Here is an 18,354-nt window from a genome sequence, read left to right as displayed (position 1 = left end):
GACCAAGTGAAATGCACTCATTATTCATAATTAATAAGTAAATTATAAACCAGTTATGTGGTAAAATAATATGAACAAAAATATAAAAAGTAATCTTGACAAAGAAAATTGAACTCTATAACTTTCGGTTTCATAATACTAAGTTAAATTAACCCTATTGCGGAGAAATAAATGAAAAAATCAGCCATATTCCGTTTCTCATTTCTTTCTGTGAATATACTGCTAACACTATTTATACTAACTTCCTGCCAAAGTCCAAAAGAAAAAATTGAAAAACATATAATCAAAGCCAAGAGCTTAATTGAAAAAGAAGAATATAACGGAGCCATAATTGAACTTAAGAATGCATTAAAAATTGACCCCCAGTCTGGAGAGACATTGTATTATCTCGGAAAATCGTACATGGGGAGACGGGAGTACGATAAAGCACTCGAACAGTTTGAAAAAGCAAATGGACTTAAGTTTGAAAACAATGATCTTCTGTTGCAAATGGGACTTATAAATTTGAGCAGAGGGAAAGCGGACGATGCACTGAAAAGTCTGGAAAGTTTAATAAAAAAAGATCCTAATAACAAACAGTGTTTAAATGCTATAGGAATGGCCTGGACAGCAAAAAATGATTTCGATAAAGCAGATTCATATTTCAAGCAGGTCATTCAAATGGACCCTGCCTTTTCTAAGGTTTACATAAGCAGGGGGCATCTATATATGCGCGAAAAGAAATTTGATGAAGCAGAAGCCTTCTACAAAAAATCTCTGGAATTAGCCCCAAAGGACTTTGAGGGAATATTAAGCTTAGCAAACTTCTATATTCAGAAAAAAGATTATACAAACGCCGAACAAACTTTTAAAAAGGCCTTACAGATTAATCCTAATCACTATGACACACGTTTTCTTCTAGGTTCACTTTATTTAGACCAGAAAAAATTTGATGCAGCGATCGAGGAGGGGGAAACCCTCAACAAAATAGACTTTAAGCTTGCAGGAGGAAATTACCTTAAGGGAGTTGCCCGTCTTAGACAGGGCAAAATTGATGCTGCGTTTTCAGAATTAGAACAATCTGTAAAAAAAGGACCCGGATTCGCTGAAGCAAGATTTTATTTCGCTTTGGCGCAAGCGGAAAAGGGCAACATGCAGCAGGCAATAACTGAATTAAAGACAGTATTGAGAATAAAACCGTCTTTTACTTTGGCCAATCTTTATTTAGGTACGCTTTATCTGAAACAGGGATGGAATGATGAAGCCCTCCAGGAATTCCAGAAAATAGCACAGTCTGCACCTGATAATCCTCTGGCTTACGCTACTCTTGCCCAGGCATATGCCCAGACAAAACAATTTGACAAAGCTGAGAAGGAATTATCTAAAGCCATAGAAATCAATCCGGAATTTGCTCCATCTTATTTGAACCTTGGAAAGTTTTATGCATCAACCGGGAAAAATGATAATGCTATTAGTGAATTTGAAAAAGCACTTGAGGTAAATCCGAATTTTCTAGATGCAAGAATTACAATTATTGCTTATTATTTACAATCACAACAGTATGATAAGGCAATATCAGAGTGCCAAGAAGGATTAAAACGCTCTAAAGATAATCCTACTTTGTTGAATCTATTGGGTTCTGCCTATTTTGGAAAAAACGAGCCTGCTAAAGCAATAGATATTTATCAGACAGCTATTGGGAAATCGCCTGATGTTATTTCATCTTACATTAACTTGTCTACAATCTATATAAAACAACAGGACATAGGAAAAGCTGAAAACATTCTTAGTAAAGCACTTGCTAAATCACCTGCTAATATAGGTTTAATAAAGAGACTTGCAGCACTGAGCCTCCAGAAGGAGAACACCAAGCAGGCAATAGATATACTTGAAAACGGAATCAAGCAGACTGCCGCCAATAATGTATTGCTTGCTGATCTGGCAAGTATATATGCAAAGTCAAATCAGGATGATAAGCTTAAAGAAACTGCTGAAAGAATGATAAAAAGTGATGAGAAGGCTATTGCTGGTTATGACTATTTAGCATCATTCTATGTAAAAAATAAAAAAATGGATGAAGCAGAACAAACATATCAAAAGATAATATCCTTACAGCCAGATAAACCCCTTGGTTATCTTAGACTGGCTTCTCTTTATGCTGTTAAGAAGGACTTTAATCAGGCGCTTGAGCAGATAGATAAAGCCCTTACAAAATCCCCGGATTCAGTAGAAATAAAAGTTCAGAAAATATCATTATTGACATCGCTCAAACGTTTCGACGAAGCCCTTCAGATTGCAAAAGCAGTTCAAGGTCCTAAAATAAATTCTTTGTTACCTTATACACTTCAAAGCAAAATTTACTCGGAAAAAGGGGATTATGCTAATGCCATGGGAATCCTAGAAAAAGCTTCAGCTCAATTTCCGAAATCACCACTCCCTGCAATCAATCTTGCAGAACTATCTATGAAACGCAGCAACAGAGATGAAGCTATTAATCATTACAATAAAGCGTTAGAGTTAATTCCTAAAAACAGTGATAAGGAACTGCAATTAATACGAGCTGATATATATACTAAGCTTGGATCAATTTATCAAACCCAGAAAAATTTTGACAAGTCCATTTTAAACTACAACGAAGCAATAAAAATATCTCCGGATATTCCCCTTGCTCAAAATAACCTTGCATGGGTATATGCAGAAACTGGAAAGAATATGAATGAAGCAGTAAGTATGGCTCAAAAAGCCGTAAAACTGGCTCCAAATAACGGAGGGGTCATTGATACATTAGGCTGGGTATACTTTAAAAAAGGAATGATTAAAGAATCCAAAGAAAAGTTCCAGGAAGCCTTAAAACTTGTTCCCGATGACCCAACAATTCATTATCATATGGGCTTAGCTTATATGCGTGAAGGAGATAAAAGCAGGGCGAAATCTGAATTTCAAAAAGCCCTTAGTCTGTCAACAAATTTTCCTGAATTAGATGAAGTAAGAAAACTGCTCAACGGAATGTAAAAGGCTTTATTTCTAAAATAGAAGAAAATACGAGATAAAAAACAATTTTGTTTTCGAGAGGGGTTTACTTTTTAGTTGATGCTAAAGCTAAGTTTCTGACTTTTTTAATGACTCCTTTCAGCCCTTTATTTTTAATTTTTCTGATGGTTTTTAAAGATGTTAACGGTTTGATTAATTGATAATAGATACCTCTTTTATCGCTTATCCTTTCCATTTTAGAACATATTTTTCTAAATCTTTCTTTGGAAATATTTTTACAGAAACAGTTTAATGGACTCTGGTGATTATATATGGAAAAATCATAATCATCGCTTATCAACCCCATATCTTTGCAGATACTGAAAGCTTCAGACCCTTTATATGGTGTAAAAATACTATACACTGAATAATCAGCATTAAGTTTCTTCATTGCCCTAATTGTATCTTTCAGGGTTTCTTCTGTCTCCCATGGAAACCCAACCATAAAGAATGCACCTAATTCAATATTGAACTTCGATATAATTTTGCCCGCATGGATGCAATCTTCTATTGTATTTTTTTTACGTATCTTCTTTAAAATATCGTTGTTCCCGGATTCAACACCCAATGTAATTTTGCAACAACCAGAATCGCTCATAGCAGACACAATCTCTTCAGTAACGGTTTTTACGTGCATTTCGCAGGACCATTTTACACTGGGGCAATTTACATTAATTTTTTCAGCTAACTCCAAGATATAAGACTTTTTAATCCCGAACGAATCATCTTCAAAGCTTATTCTTTTAACCCCCATTCTGCTCAGGTTTCTTATCTCTTCAATTACATTGTCTATAGAACGATATCTTGGTTTTCTGCCCCAAATATAAATAGAACCACAAAAAATACAGTTAAAAGGACACCCTCTTATAGCAAAAATGTTGTGGAAAGCTTCGACTGGATATCTATCATAATTTTTTAAAACCTTATGAGCATATTTATGAGGGAAAGAAAGAGAATCTAAATCTTTAAGAAGTTCTCTCGGTTGATTCACGACAACCTTCCCATCTATTCTATATATAATTCCCGTAACAGTATTAAAATCATTGTTACCGTCAATAGTATTTAACAATTCGACAATAGTTTCCTCTCCCTCTCCGACAGCACATATATCAATGTAAGGATAGTCTAAGACTTCCGATAAAAACATGTTTGCATGTGGACCGCCAACTATAACAAGAATATCCTCATTTAGTTCTTTAGCAATTTTGGCAATGTTGTATGCTCCCTTAAAATTCTGAGTCATACAGGATAATCCTATTACAGAAGGATTAAAATCCCTTATCGTTTCTTTAACTTCATCCCATATGCTGCTTGTCAGATCATTGATGTTTTTTAGATAATTATTAAATCCTTCTCCTGCTAAATAACTAACTTGCAGCTGCTCATTATCTTGACAGAAATCAGCATTGTAAGTCATAACTTCCCATGAAGTATTATCCAATATTGCTCCTGACAAATAACCTAATGACAGGGGATAACGATTGAGCGAATATCTACTGTTATATAATCTGTAATAAGGGGGAGTAATAAGTAAAATTTTTTTATTGTTTTTTCCCATCGACTTTTTTTATTATTAGCTACAGGTGACAAATTAAACTAAAACTATTGACTGGGATATGAACTATAAACACAATTAGTACTCAGTATGTTTTATATGAAGAATCTAAATTCCAAGAATTTATTCTTCAATTTCAATCCCATGTTTTTTCAATAAATCGTAAAATGTTCCTCTACTTACACCTAAATCTTTAGCAGCTCTGCTTACAAATCCATTATTTTTTTCAAGAGCATCAAGCAGACATTTCCTCTCTATTTCTTCTTTTGCTTCTTTTAGTGTTAAGAGGCATTTTGACTCTGCCGTTTCTTTTAATCCCAGGTCAGAGGGGAAAAGCAAACTCCCTGGAGACATGATTATTGCTCTTTTTGTGAGATTTTCCAATTCCCTTATATTCCCTGGCCACTGATATTTTCTAATTGCCAGCTCTGCTTCTCTACTCAGAGATTTTGGAGGAATATTGTTTTCAGCACAATATTTGTCTACCAAAAATCTTGCAATCAGTATTACATCATTTCCCCTCTCTCTTAAAGGCGGCAATGTTACTGAAACAACATTCAAACGATAATAAAGGTCTTCTCTGAATTTACCTTCATTCATATCAGTCTTCAAATCTCTGTTAGTTGCAACTATTATCCTCGCATTAACTTTAATCTGCTTTGTGCCGCCAACACGTTCAAACTCTTTCTCCTGAAGGAACCTGAGCAATTTTACTTGAAGTATTGGTGGAATTTCACCTATTTCATCAAGGAATATAGTTCCTTCTTCCGCCAACTCCAATTTTCCTTTTTTTTGTGCGTAAGCTCCTGTAAAAGAACCTTTCTCGTGTCCAAAAAGCTCACTTTCCAGCAGGTTTTCAGGGATTGCACCACAGTTTATTACAATGAAAGGCTTTTCTTTTCTCTTGCTGGAATTATGGATAGCACGAGCCACTAGTTCTTTCCCGGTGCCACTTTCACCAAGGATTAATACTGTTGTCTCAGTTCCAGCGACATTATCAATAAACTGCATTACTTCTTTAATTTCAGGACATCCTCCTACAATCTCACCATATTTGTTCTCGTCAAACTCTTTTCTTGCATTGGTTAAGCTTTTCTCCTCAATGTCACTTATATGGTAAGCCCTATCTACCATAGCTCTTAATTCTGACGGCTTTACAGGTTTAATATAATAATCCCATGCACCAAGTCTTATTGCTTTGATAGCTGCTTTGTCCTCATCATGTCCTGTAACAACAATAACCTTAGTAAGAGGATCAAGGCTTAACACTTTTTCCAATATTCTAAACCCTTCCTGTTCTTCCTGGTCATCGCTAAGAGAAAGATCGAGCAATACTACACGCGGCTGTTGTTCAATAAATAATTCAATGGCCTGTTCCTCAGTATCAGTCTTTATAACTTTATAAAACCTAGAAAATGCCCAATCTAACTGCCTTAATGCTTCACGGTCATCTTCAACAATTAAGAGTTTTTGTTTTTTTGTCAATTTACTGCACCTCTTTCACTGATAGGAAAGCTTATTATAAATTTTGCTCCCTTCCCCTTTTCGCTTTCGACATCTAATGTTGCCTTTTCATGTGCTCCAATAATAGTTTTGCATTGGTACAATCCTATACCTAAACCTCCCTCTTTAGTAGTCTGAAATGGTTTAAAAAGACTTTTTTTTATGAAGTCTTGTGTTATTCCTTTCCCATTATCTGAAATAGAAACATTAATTCTATCGTTATTTTTGTTTACGCTAATATCTATAACTCCTCCAATTGAAGGCAAAGCCTGCATTGCATTTATCAAGATATTTGTAAAAACTTTATTCAATGATTTTTCATCTCCCATAGTTACAACTGAGTCATTTTCGTCAAAGGATTTCATCAATTTAACTTTAGGATTATTCTCCAGACGGACCTCCTCGATGCTATTTCTAATTATATTAATTAAGTTGACAGGTTCAAAGATAAAATTTGTCTCCTGCGGTTTTGTAGAAACTCTCTCCATCATCCTGCGCATCTTTTTTACAGTATTTTCGAGTGTGATTATCAAGTCTTTCTGAAATTCAGGATTATCAATATATTCCCTGCTATTATCTAAAAGCATATCCAGTGTTGATATAAGATTCTTGAGATCATGAATTATAAATGATGCAACTCTGGTAACAGATTCCATTTGCTGTGAAATCATTAATCTTTCAGAAAGCATAGCATTTTGAATTAGGTTTGCCGATTGCCTTGCTAATGTCTGAAGCAGTTCATAATCTTCATAATTAAAATGTTCTCCAGTTATTTCGCTACCAACTGCAATAAAACCCATTAACCCCTCTTGATTTTTCATTGAGACCACTACACGTGCATTTAAGGTGTTAGACATAAATATAGCCTTGTCTAAATCTTGAACATCCGAACTTTCCGTAAGCTTTGTAAGATCTAATATTTCCTGTTCTTCAAGTGCTTTAACAATAAAATCGTCACTTTTTATTATTACATCTTTCATCTCCATGAGATTAAAATATTCTGCCACCTTGTATCCCTTAACTTCCTCATCATACAACCAGATTGAAACTGATTCAACCCACATAATTCCGGCAATCATCTCGGCAATTTCCGGCAACATTTCATTAATCTTTACCGTGTAGCCAAGTTTTTCTGTAAATTGAGACCAGACGTAACGGTAATCATATTTATTGGCAAAAAAATTCTTACTAATAAATATTTGAAGTTTTCGCCTCACTCTGTCTGATAGTAACAATATTGCGAACAAAGCTACTGCGACAAAAACCATTACCGGTTTAAAATATTGGTAAAAACTACCTCCAAGAACCTCAGTAAGCTGTAACAATGTTCCAGTTAATAATAAATAGATGCCAACTGCAAGGATTGAAACTGACCTGTAAATAACATATCTGGAAATGAAGACGTGAACATCGAGCATACGGTATCTTATAATAGAAAAATATAGGACCAGTGTTAAAATTATAGTGATGCATGAACCGGCAAATAAAAGTTTAACTGCGATAAAAGAATATAAAAGTGCTTCAGTCAAAATATATATAAAGAATGAGAAGACTCCAATTATTCCAACTATTGCATATTTTATCTGTCTTTTAATTGGGCCCGATGCGTTTCTTAATGTGTTTTCAAAATTAACTATTACGAGGACAAATGCGAGCATAAGATATATACACATAAAATAGCTGTCAGCCCCAAGAACTACTCCCGGAGTTTTGCCGACAACAGCAGGATAAATAGCTTTATCATCTTTAGTAACAACGAGAATTGCTGCCGCTGATGCGAGTGAAACCCCTGTCAGGCCCCAACGCCATTTCGTAATTATTGGATTATAGCCTTCTCTTGCAAATATGAGGCTGAAGAAAAGCCACGATACCGGCATTGATACTAATCCACCCCAAAAACATTTAAGCCATATATCTGCTGTCCAAGACACTGGATTAAGGAGAAACATAAACTTCCCTAACTCAACTAATGCCAAAGTCCCGGTGGCAATTGCAAAAGAGATGTTAGGAAGTTCCTTGGGATTCTTGCTTAAAACATAGAAGCTAAGAGGAATCAGAAGAATGAAACACAGCGCTGATGGTGCTAAAATAAGTCCTACCATTTCTAGTCCGGAAGATAGGCTACTATAAGAGAGGATACTGCTTTTGCAAATTCATACCCAGCCTTTTTACATTCGTCTTCGTGTCCTTCTTCAAGATTTATCGATACTCGAATAAAACCGCTGTCGTTATAACCGTAAAGAACTCCATTAATGGCAAGATCAAGCATTTGTTGAAACCTTGTTGTCATCTGTTTTTTCTTTGAACCAAACCACCAGTAGTAAACAACCTCTTTAAACCCTCCCTTGCTTACATAGAATCTGTTTATATCAACATCTGTTTCTTTTATATGAATCTGAGTGGTTTCATACTTGCCACCATAATTTGCTATATCCCAACCCTGCGATTTATAACATACTTGTGGATCATGAGCACCCCATCTATCATTTTGGTGGTACACTATACAAAGCCACATTTTTTTGCCTTCAGGATTTCTATATTCTCTAAAAACTATTGAACTGGGGTCCAGTGCGCTTATTATTTGTTCTTGCATCTCCACATCTCTTATAAATTCCCATTTGCCAAAGTTTCGTGGAAATTCTTTTAAGCGTTGAGCGACAAAAGAGCGGTCACTTGGTTTAAATATTAATAATGAATAACATGTCACAATAGAAAGACATGCAATAACTATTAAATATTTTTTATTTCGCTTTTCCATATAAGAAGTTTCCTGACACCAATAAGGCCTGCAAATGCAACTGCAAAAACGATTAAACCAGTGAGAGTATGTATGAATCCAGTAGTAACATCTATACCTGCATTTGTCATTACTCCTGAAAAAACTATTCTTGCCAAATTGCCAACAACGGCAAGAGGAATTGTAGAACAAACTAGCAAAATTCTATTCGTCATTGTAGTAGTCGAAAAATATGAGAATATAGTTCCGAGAGCTAAAAGCGATATTATTGATCTTATTCCGCTACAAGGATTTGCAACTTCAAGAGAGCCTGTAGCAAGATGCAACATAACACCATCCCTATACACTGGAATACCTGCAAGATCGATTATTTCTGCTGACAAGTAAGCTGAAAACAGTTTCAGTTTATTTGACAATGGATCAATAATAAACTGGAAAAAAGGAACCATAAAAACAAGATAACCGATTGGGAAAATTACTTCGTTAAATAAATTGCGGCCAAAAAAATAAAGGACTATACCAGCAGTTGACAAAATTAATGAATACGCTGATGTAAAACTAACCTCCGCCCTTATACTGAAGACATGGATTAAAAGAGACACGATCAGCAAATAGAGCCCTACTATATTTGTCGATAGTTCTATTTGCTTTAGTTTGTCCCTTTTTATCCATATAAGATAACCTGAAACAAGTGGAATTAATGGTCCGTGAGAGTAATCCTCATCATTGTACCATCGACTTCCTAACCAAATAATCGTTTTACTGTAAAGTAGAAGAAACGTAATTAGAACTACAATAAAAAAAAATGTATCTCTTTTAGATTTATTACTCACAGTTATTTACCTATAATTTCATCAAGGATTTTTTTCTCTCTTTGCTTAATAACTTTTGCAGGTACACCTCCAGCTATAGTAAATGAAGGAATATCTTTCGTTACAACTGAACCTGCAGCAACAATTACACCATCTCCTATGTCAACACCGGAAAGGACTACTGAATTTGCACCTATCCAAACATCATTGCCAATTTTTATATCTTTCTCAGAAAATTTTTGAAGATTCATCGGAGTATTTTTATCTGTCCCATGGTTTGAAGAAAATATCTTTACGCCAGGCCCCATTAATAAATTATCACCTATAACAATTTTTGATTCCGGGCTTGCCCATACACAGCAAAACTGGTTAATATGTGAATTATTTCCCAAATAGATATTTTTACCGCACCGCAATGATGCAGACGGATGAATACGAGGATTACCTGCTATATGCATTTCTTTTAAAGGAGCCACATGATCATGAATAAAATAAGCGAATTTAAATATCAGCTCCTTATAAAGAGAAAATGAGAAAATAAACCTAAGCACCTCAAAATAATCTGTGACTTTTGGATTGTTTCTTGGAGTTGAGTTCTTTCTATTTTCCATATAATATTTGCATAATTATAATTTTAATAAAATTATCGGGTTGTTTCCGCTATATCCCACATAATTTCTTTTTTCCCTATAAAGTATTTCAATATACCCAAAGCTCCCGCTAAGTTTATTAAACAAAAATAAAAAGGAATATAAAATACCTTAATTTTAAAGTCCATTTTTTGACAAATAAAACCAATTAACGCACTAATATAAAAGATACACTGAATATATAACAATATATTAGCATAATATCCATTCAAAGAAAGATTTATAAAAAAAATAAGAACCATTAAAGGGAAAATGAACCATCTTAAAAGCTTATGAGAAATAAAGAAAAAGGAATATGAATTTTTTAAAATATTATATTTTTTTTGATAAAAAATAAACGCTGTGAAACTTCTAAGTACGATTCTAACTCGTCGTCTAAATTCTTCGGCAGTAGAGACAGTAGCCCTTTCTTCAGCAATAGCTAATGGTTCATAAATCACTTTAAATCCTTTTGCTTTTATTTCAATTGGATGAGCAAAATCATTAGGTACTTCTTCAGGTAACTGCGAAAGTAAATTTTTACGTATCGCATAAATTGCCCCGTTTCCAGTAACGACACTTCCAAAAACACTCTCTAGCCTTTTTAAAGTAGATTCATATTTAAAATATAAACTCTCCCCTTTGCCGACTAAAGAATTTGCATCACTTATATAAACCAGTTTTCCGCAAACACACCCTACTGTTTGGTCTTTAAAGTTTCTCACTAAAAGTTTTATAGCATCCTTTCTGTAAAGTGAATTTGCATCAGAAAATACGATAATATCACCATTCATTTTTTCAAAAGAATTATTTATTAGATAATTTTTTCCCCTTCTAGTATCCGCCCTATAAAGTTTTATTCCTGTACCTATATATTCATTTATTATCTGATCTGTCTCATCAGACGAGTTATCAGAATAAAAAACAATCTCAATTTTTTCTTTTGGATAGTCAATTCCAATTGAATTTTCAATTTTTTTTCTAATAATCTTTTCTTCATTAAAAACAGGAACAAACAGAGTAACGGTAGGAACATAGTCTCCAATAATTATTTTTTGCCTTGAAAAGATTTCCAGCATTCGGAGCAACGAGTAGTATCCGAAATACACATAAACAACTATAAAAATCAGTAAATAAAAAATAAAAGTCATATTTTATTTTCAAAAATATATCTTAATTCTTTAACTTTCTCTTTAACGCTGAAGTTTTCTATAATCTTTTTTCTAGCATTTTTCCCAATCATTTTCCTTAACTGACTATCTCTCAAAAGCTGTTCAATTTCCTTAACCAAAATATAAACATTTTTTTCAGGGATTACGATACCCTCATCCCGTGAAACTATAAGCTCTTTAACAGCTGGAAGATTTGAAACAATAACCGGAACTGTCATTGACATTGCCTCAAAAAGAGTATTGGGTATCCCAAAGTGACTTTCAGAAATGGACGGCAAAACAAAAAGAGAAGCTTTATTATACAATTCTATCAATTCCTCCTGCGATTTTGCGCCAGCTAATTCAACAATATTTCCCAAGTCAGAATTATCAATTCTTTTCTTCAGTATACCTTTATCAGGCCCATCCCCTACAATCATACACTTGAAACTCAAATTCTTCTCTCTAAGAATTTTGCAAGCATCTATTAGATACTCAAAACCTTTACATTCTAATAATCTTCCAACAGCCAATATAAGAGGAGGCTGTTCTTCACATTTTTTTGGAGAAAATTTATCAGTATCTATCCCATGATAGTTTAGTATAATTTTTTCTGGCGCAATATCTCTGTGTTTATTTCTCAAATAAATCACATTATCATCTGTACATGTAACAATAAATTTTGCTCTTTCTAATTTTTCCTGTAGCATATTTGTCCCATCATGAGTCCTATCAGCTTGATCTCCTCTAATGTCAGTGGCGTGTGCAGTAAAAGAAAAAGGAACACCAGTTAGAACAGATATAAACAATGCACATGATGCTTGAAATGTAGCCATATGCGCATGGATATGGCATATTTTCTGACGTTTAATCATGAGTGCAATATGCACAGATTTTGGAATTAATCCAAGTGATATAGTTAACGCATAAGGATTTCTTAAATTATTTTTTACGACAAAATATATCAAATAAAAATACTTCAAAGGTGAGGTAAGAAAAAAATAAATTTGAGACATTAGTACTTTTATTGAAAATGGTGAAATACTATAAACTTTATTTAAGACCTTTTTTGCATCATTGTGAGTAAGCTTGTCTGGCTTAGATTTTAGAGGAAATATCGTTATGTCAAAACCTTGATTACATAATTCCAAAATCTCTCTAAGTATGAATGTCTGAGACACAGATGGGAACCTTGCAACAATATAAGCAACTTTAATTGCCATAAATTATTCATCACTTAAATAAATTGATACTACCACAACATGAGATAGGGATTCTTCATAATGTAAGAATTTTGTCATTATATTGAATTCGCTCGCTAACTCTATGGCAATTGCACTTGCTGATAATATTCATGCCTGCCAATATCAATACGTTTTCCACCTCCAGGGAGCAATGCTGAAGATGGATCCCCGGAGTCAATACAGGGGCTTCCTGGATTTAGCTTATAATACACTGTATCTGAAAAAAGTGGGTCACTCGATATATTTGCGCTACCTATCTTACATAGACCAACATTATCATCATAAACTGAACCAGCGATATTATAGAAATCATTACAATCCACTTTAACTTCAGGTTTAGCTAATGGTGTAGAAGGAAATTTAACTTTTATAGCATTTCTAAATCCAACCACAATATTATTTCTGCATACAGATGACAATGTGTTCGCTGCAATCCCAATGGCCGTCTGCGATGAAGGACCAATCAATGTATTATTTTCAACCAAAACGCTTTTTGAAGGATTTCCAGGTCCTCTTATCAAAATCGCATCTAAGAAAGAGTTATCTTGTCTTTCAACAATCAGATTGCGTCTTATCGTTGAACCAATGTTTTCTCTGCACTGAATAATTACTCTTTCTTTTATTCCAGGCAAGAGTCTATCGTGTATATAATTTTCTTCGCAAACAGTATAATTACATCCTGCATCAAAACCAATTGTTATAGCATTCGAATTGCTCAAATTATTTCCTTTAATTAACAAGTTCTCTGACATAAAAGCCATTATGTTATTCTCAGAAAATGCATCAATTGTGGAGTTACTTATTACAAAGTTTGGTGAACTCAGAATATATACAGCTCTGAAAGCAATGCTGCTGCTACTGCCACCACTAACCATACAATTTTCTATAATGCTTCCGGGTGACCTATATATTAATACAATATCTTTTGCATTATTTCCGCAAAAGTTTATTCCCTCAATTCTCCAATTAATAGCGTATTTTAAAGTCAATGCAGGCTTTGTATCATCTGGAAAAATATTAACTATCTCATCTGTGCTTTTTATTTTAACGCCAATTATTTTTTTTGAATTATTAATTAAAACCGACTCATAATAATCTCCTGGGAATATTAATATTTCATCTCCATCATGTTTTAAAGAATCTACTGATTTCTGAATAGAGTAGAAAGGTTTTTCACTTGTACCTGGATTATGGTCATTTCCAGATTTACTTACATAAAATATTTTGGAAATTGAAGAAGGTGGGTTGGCTAATAAAAATAAAATACAAAAAAATAAATTCAAATAATTTCTTTTTTTTAACATAAATTTCCTATACAAATGTTCTGTAAACATCTTCTGTTTTCCGGACCATAGATTCAGCTTTAAAATTTATCTCAAACCTTTCCCTACCCTTTTTTCCCATTATTTGTCTTAGTTTCTCATCTCTTAACAAGAGAAGAATTGCCTTTGCCATAGCCATTTCATCCTTTGGTTGAACAATTAATCCGGTTGCTCCTTCAATTACAGCTTCTGGAGTGCCACCAACGTTAGTAACAATAACAGGCTTTGAAGCAGCCATTGCTTCAAGAATAGTTATAGGAAATCCTTCCCTAAGAGATGAAAGTACAAATATATCAGATAGTTTTAAAATCCCATTAATATCTTTTCTAACACCAGTAAATACAACACTATTTTTAATCCCAAGCTCTTTAGCAAGTTTTGTCAATTCATCTTTTCTTGGCCCATCTCCCACAATAATAAAAAGTACTTTCTTCTCTTCATCTAGCACTTTCTTGGCAGCCCTCAAAAAATATTCATGACCTTTATGTGAAGTTAAGCTCGCAATTTTAACAACTATTTTACAACCTGCTTCTATATTAAATTCTTTAAAATATTTTGAAGTTTCATAACTATCATTAAAAATACGTGAATCAACACCATTATAAATGGTAATATATTTTTTAGGAGACAAGGTATTTCTCTTAACATGCACTGATCTAACTTCTTCAGATACGCAAATTATTTTTTTTTGAAAAATATCTAATAATGAATTAATGAAATATTTGATCCTGAATAAACTCTTGCGTTTATTAATGATACTGTGCTCAGTTCTTACTATAAAACGTACGCCACATAAAACCGCCGTTATAGTTCCCCAAAAATTTGCCGAGAAATTGTGGACATGTACGATATGAATATTTTGTGATTTAATTATCCTTGCTAATCGCAAAACTGCGCTTACATCAAACATCCCTTTTTTGTTGAGCAAAAAAACGTCTGTTCCTGTTTTTTTTATTTCATCTACAATTATTCCCCCATCCGTTATAGAACAAACTATTGGCTTGAAAAAATTCCTATCATGAAATTTTGAGTAATTTTCAATAACTTTTTCTGCACCACCAGTATGTAGGGAATATATTAAATGTAATACATTCATTTTTGACATTGAATACTATTTACTTTTTTTATGTGGGGTTTCTAAATATTTTGCATTTTTCATTAGTATGATTTTAGATTACTATCATGCTGATAGTAGCCTGATAAAATATTTAATAATTATCTCCTGAAATTTAATTTATATACCCAAGCGTTTTTAACTGCTCAGATGTTTCCTTGTTTATTTTATTATTTATCAAAGCTTTTTTAGAATCATCAGCAGAATTTCTATGATATAAATGTTTATAGATCTCACTTTCGAAATGTTTACCTAACTCTGATTGTTCCTTATAGATGTTTTTTTTCTCTGTTGGGTCAGTTTTTAAATCGTATAATTCATTTTTTTTATCTGACCGAACAATATATTTAACCTTATCTATCTCTATAGACTTATATTCACCATAAAAACCTTTAGATGTTTCACTAATTGCCTTAGAATTTGTATATTCCCCAACCCCTGAAATCAGAGGTAATATCGATTCACCCCTAAAATCATTTAAACTACCTATACCAACCAAATTTAGAATGGTTGGACTAATGTCAATTGTTTCAACCGTCGTATCAATTTTTTTAGCTTTAAACTTAACATCAGGCAATTTAACGATTAATGGTACATGTATTAATTCGTCATACAAACTATGTTCATGCCCTTTATACCCATGTTCTAAAAACTCGTCCCCATGATCTGAAGTAAATATTATAATTGTTTTCTTTTCTAACCCTAATTTGTTTAACTCTTTTAATAAAAGGCCTATATGCATATCAGTCCATCTGATTTCTCCATCATAAAGACTAACTATGTGATTATAATCTCTTTCATCCATTCCAACCTTGAAATTGTTATTAAACTTAAATTTACGACCATCCATATTACCTTGATACCCTGGATCAAACAATTTATCATAAGGACTTGGAGGAATATAATCATAATGAGGATCCCAATAATGAAGAAATAGAAAAAATTTCTTAGAAGAGTTTTGTCTGAAAAAACTAATAATAAGTTTGGTAAGAGTTGGAGATGTAATATCATTGTGTGACCATGAACTCACGGATGCAGCTGCATCTTCGTTGTATACATCAAATCCTTGGTCAAGACCATAACTCCTTTTCAGAAATGGTGCACTGACAAACCCTGCTGTGTAATAACCGTTTTCTCTTAAAATTTCTGCCAATGTTATTACACGGGGATTCAAGATCTTATTTGCTACATCAACACCATGTTCATAAACATATTTTGATGTTAACATAGACATGTATGATGGTAATGTCCATGGTGCTTGTGATATTGATCTTGAAAATAAAACACCGCTATCCGCCAATCTGTCAATATTTGGACTTGTATTTTTATTATAACCATAACAACCTAAATGATCCGCGCGAAGACTATCTACTGTTATTAAAACTATATTCATCCCACTAGTTGAGTTTCTCCAAATTATAAAACCCGCTAAATTTATAAATATTAGAATTAATAGAATAAAATATATTACAAAATATTTTTTACTTAATTTTATTGATTTTATATTTGATAACTTGCTTGAACTAAATAAAGTCAATAGTAGTTTAAATAAAATAAAAGCAGTTATTATAATAGATACAATAAAAAATAAATTGATAGAAATTATCTTTAGACTGAAAATCGCATTTGGTATGCTGTATCCAAAAAAGTTCTTCTCACTTTTCCAATAATCCTTAAAAGTATATCTATTTAAGTTATATATTAATGTTAAATTAATATATAAACTTATAAAGATTCCAATTAATAAACTTATAGTTTTTTTAAAATCTTTGAAGATATAATAAATAATCAAATAAAATACTATTACTATTGATGTTAATTTAAATATATAAATAATGGATGTGTTTATTTCATTTAAAAAAGAAAATAAAATGTTTTTATAAAATTTTAAATTAATATAATTATTTGATGCTATAATTAGTAATGATCTAATAATCCCCAATATAAAACTCAAACAAATCGAAATATAAAAAAAAATTTTGACAGCAATAACATAATGATTTTTTAATATAATTTTCATATAGCGAATAATTAATTATTTTTTAATAATAAATTTTCATAAAGATTTTCAATATGTTTAACCATTACTTTTATGCTAAATTTTTCATTAACATGTTTTTTAGCTGCTTCACAAATTTGTAAACTAAAATTTCTATCGCTTATTAGCCTTTCTATGGCATTTGCCATTAAAATTGGGTTTGATGATGGCACTAATATTCCCGTCTTTCCATCAATTACAACTTCAGGATTACCTCCAACATTTGTTGCTATAATAGCCTTTCCTGATGCCATAGCTTCTAATAGAGAAATCGATATTCCTTCACTTATAGAAGAAAGCACAAATATATCGAGCATAGATAAAATGTCATTTATATCTTTTCTTTCACCGAGAAAATAGACTCTTCCCTTAAGTTCATTGCATGAAGCTTTATTCTCAAGCTCTTTCTTTAATTCACCATCGCCAACTATTACAAGTTTAGAATTGTTAAATTTACTGCAAACAATTGAAAAGGCATCAATAAGAGTCCTATGATCTTTAACTTCCGAGAGCCTTGCCACATTTCCAACAATTATATCATTCTCTTTAAAATTAAAAGACTCTCGTATTTTTCTTATTTCTTTATATGATTTGAATTTTTCGCAATCAATGCCATTATGGATAGTTATTATTTTGTCTTGACACCATTCTGAACCATCAGATATTTTTTTTTTCAAATCATCAGATACAGCTATAGTCTTTGAAGTATGTTTAATTAAATAATACTCGACCATCTTTTTCTTTAAAGAAATAACATTCCCATATCCATGTTCTGTGTTAACAATCACGGGTATATTTGCAAGCTTTGCAGCAATACTCCCGTAAATAAAAGCACCTGGATTGTGTGTATGAACAATATCTGGCTTTTGCATCATCAAAATTTTAGTTAACTTAAAGATTATACCAAAATCTATTCCATCTTTTTTATTTAAAAAAAATAATTCCATGTTTGAATTTTTCAGATAATCTAAGATAGGTCCTGCTTTCTTAAGACAACATAGTGATAATGTAAATATATCGTCATTAAGACCATTAAGCATATCAATTACAACCTTTTCTCTTCCTCCTACGCTAAGTGAAGATATTATATTCATGACTGATATTTTTTTTTTATTCTTCATAACAAATTGATTGATTTAATTATCTGCAATTAGTCGTACAATAAGAGCTAAGTAATGAATAATTTCTATTTTATTGCTATAAGCAACTTTCATTCGCCTATAATATAAGGAAGGTACAT

General features: G+C 32.5%; 13 protein-coding genes. 1 reads left to right on the top strand and 12 read right to left on the bottom strand.

Going from position 1 to position 18,354, the window contains the following annotated elements:
• Positions 1-171 precede the first annotated feature (171 nt).
• Positions 172-2,991 carry a PEP-CTERM system TPR-repeat protein PrsT gene (prsT, locus tag HZA77_13710; protein MBI5376485.1) on the top strand — a complete coding sequence of 940 codons (2,820 nt, stop codon included), beginning with the start codon at positions 172-174 and terminating at the stop codon, positions 2,989-2,991.
• Positions 2,992-3,055: 64 nt separating this feature from the next.
• Here the strand turns inward: prsT and HZA77_13705 are convergent, their stop codons facing one another.
• From HZA77_13705 to HZA77_13650, 12 genes are all read right to left on the bottom strand, one after another.
• Positions 3,056-4,567, bottom strand: coding sequence for a B12-binding domain-containing radical SAM protein (locus HZA77_13705; GenBank protein MBI5376484.1), 1,512 nt, complete (start codon positions 4,565-4,567; stop codon positions 3,056-3,058).
• Positions 4,568-4,687: 120 nt separating this feature from the next.
• Complete coding sequence (gene prsR / locus HZA77_13700) at positions 4,688-6,049, bottom strand: PEP-CTERM-box response regulator transcription factor (GenBank protein MBI5376483.1); 1,362 nt, start codon at positions 6,047-6,049, stop codon at positions 4,688-4,690.
• Positions 6,046-8,169, bottom strand: a complete 2,124-nt coding sequence (prsK, locus tag HZA77_13695) for a PEP-CTERM system histidine kinase PrsK (protein ID MBI5376482.1) — start codon at positions 8,167-8,169, stop codon at positions 6,046-6,048. Before prsK ends, prsR begins: the two co-directional genes overlap by 4 nt.
• Before the next feature lie 2 nt (positions 8,170-8,171).
• Positions 8,172-8,825 (bottom strand): EpsI family protein, encoded by a 654-nt coding sequence (gene epsI / locus HZA77_13690; GenBank protein ID MBI5376481.1) that lies wholly within the window; start codon positions 8,823-8,825, stop codon positions 8,172-8,174.
• On the bottom strand, positions 8,798-9,637 hold the full coding sequence (locus tag HZA77_13685) for an exosortase/archaeosortase family protein (protein ID MBI5376480.1): 840 nt from the start codon (positions 9,635-9,637) through the stop codon (positions 8,798-8,800). The genes epsI and HZA77_13685 overlap by 28 nt, the downstream gene beginning before the upstream one ends.
• A gap of 2 nt (positions 9,638-9,639) precedes the next feature.
• Positions 9,640-10,227, bottom strand: coding sequence for an acyltransferase (locus HZA77_13680; GenBank protein ID MBI5376479.1), 588 nt, complete (start codon positions 10,225-10,227; stop codon positions 9,640-9,642).
• 32 nt (positions 10,228-10,259) lie between these two features.
• Positions 10,260-11,333: a glycosyltransferase family 2 protein gene (locus tag HZA77_13675; protein ID MBI5376478.1), complete on the bottom strand. Its 1,074-nt coding sequence runs from the start codon at positions 11,331-11,333 to the stop codon at positions 10,260-10,262.
• A 59-nt stretch (positions 11,334-11,392) separates the two neighbouring features.
• Positions 11,393-12,619 carry a glycosyltransferase family 4 protein gene (locus tag HZA77_13670; GenBank protein ID MBI5376477.1) on the bottom strand — a complete coding sequence of 409 codons (1,227 nt, stop codon included), beginning with the start codon at positions 12,617-12,619 and terminating at the stop codon, positions 11,393-11,395.
• A gap of 101 nt (positions 12,620-12,720) precedes the next feature.
• Positions 12,721-13,944: a right-handed parallel beta-helix repeat-containing protein gene (locus tag HZA77_13665; protein ID MBI5376476.1), complete on the bottom strand. Its 1,224-nt coding sequence runs from the start codon at positions 13,942-13,944 to the stop codon at positions 12,721-12,723.
• 7 nt (positions 13,945-13,951) lie between these two features.
• On the bottom strand, positions 13,952-15,067 hold the full coding sequence (locus tag HZA77_13660; protein ID MBI5376475.1) for a glycosyltransferase: 1,116 nt from the start codon (positions 15,065-15,067) through the stop codon (positions 13,952-13,954).
• Between the two features lie 124 nt (positions 15,068-15,191).
• The gene (locus HZA77_13655; protein ID MBI5376474.1) at positions 15,192-17,018 is read right to left on the bottom strand and encodes a sulfatase; all 1,827 of its coding nucleotides are present in this window, start codon (positions 17,016-17,018) and stop codon (positions 15,192-15,194) included.
• A gap of 89 nt (positions 17,019-17,107) precedes the next feature.
• On the bottom strand, positions 17,108-18,235 hold the full coding sequence (locus tag HZA77_13650) for a glycosyltransferase (protein MBI5376473.1): 1,128 nt from the start codon (positions 18,233-18,235) through the stop codon (positions 17,108-17,110).
• Positions 18,236-18,354: the final 119 nt, after the last annotated feature.

The organism is Candidatus Schekmanbacteria bacterium (assembly GCA_016219965.1).
In the GTDB taxonomy this organism is placed as follows: domain Bacteria; phylum Schekmanbacteria; class GWA2-38-11; order GWA2-38-11; family J061; genus JACRJM01.
This window is presented reverse-complemented; position numbering and strand designations above follow the sequence as displayed.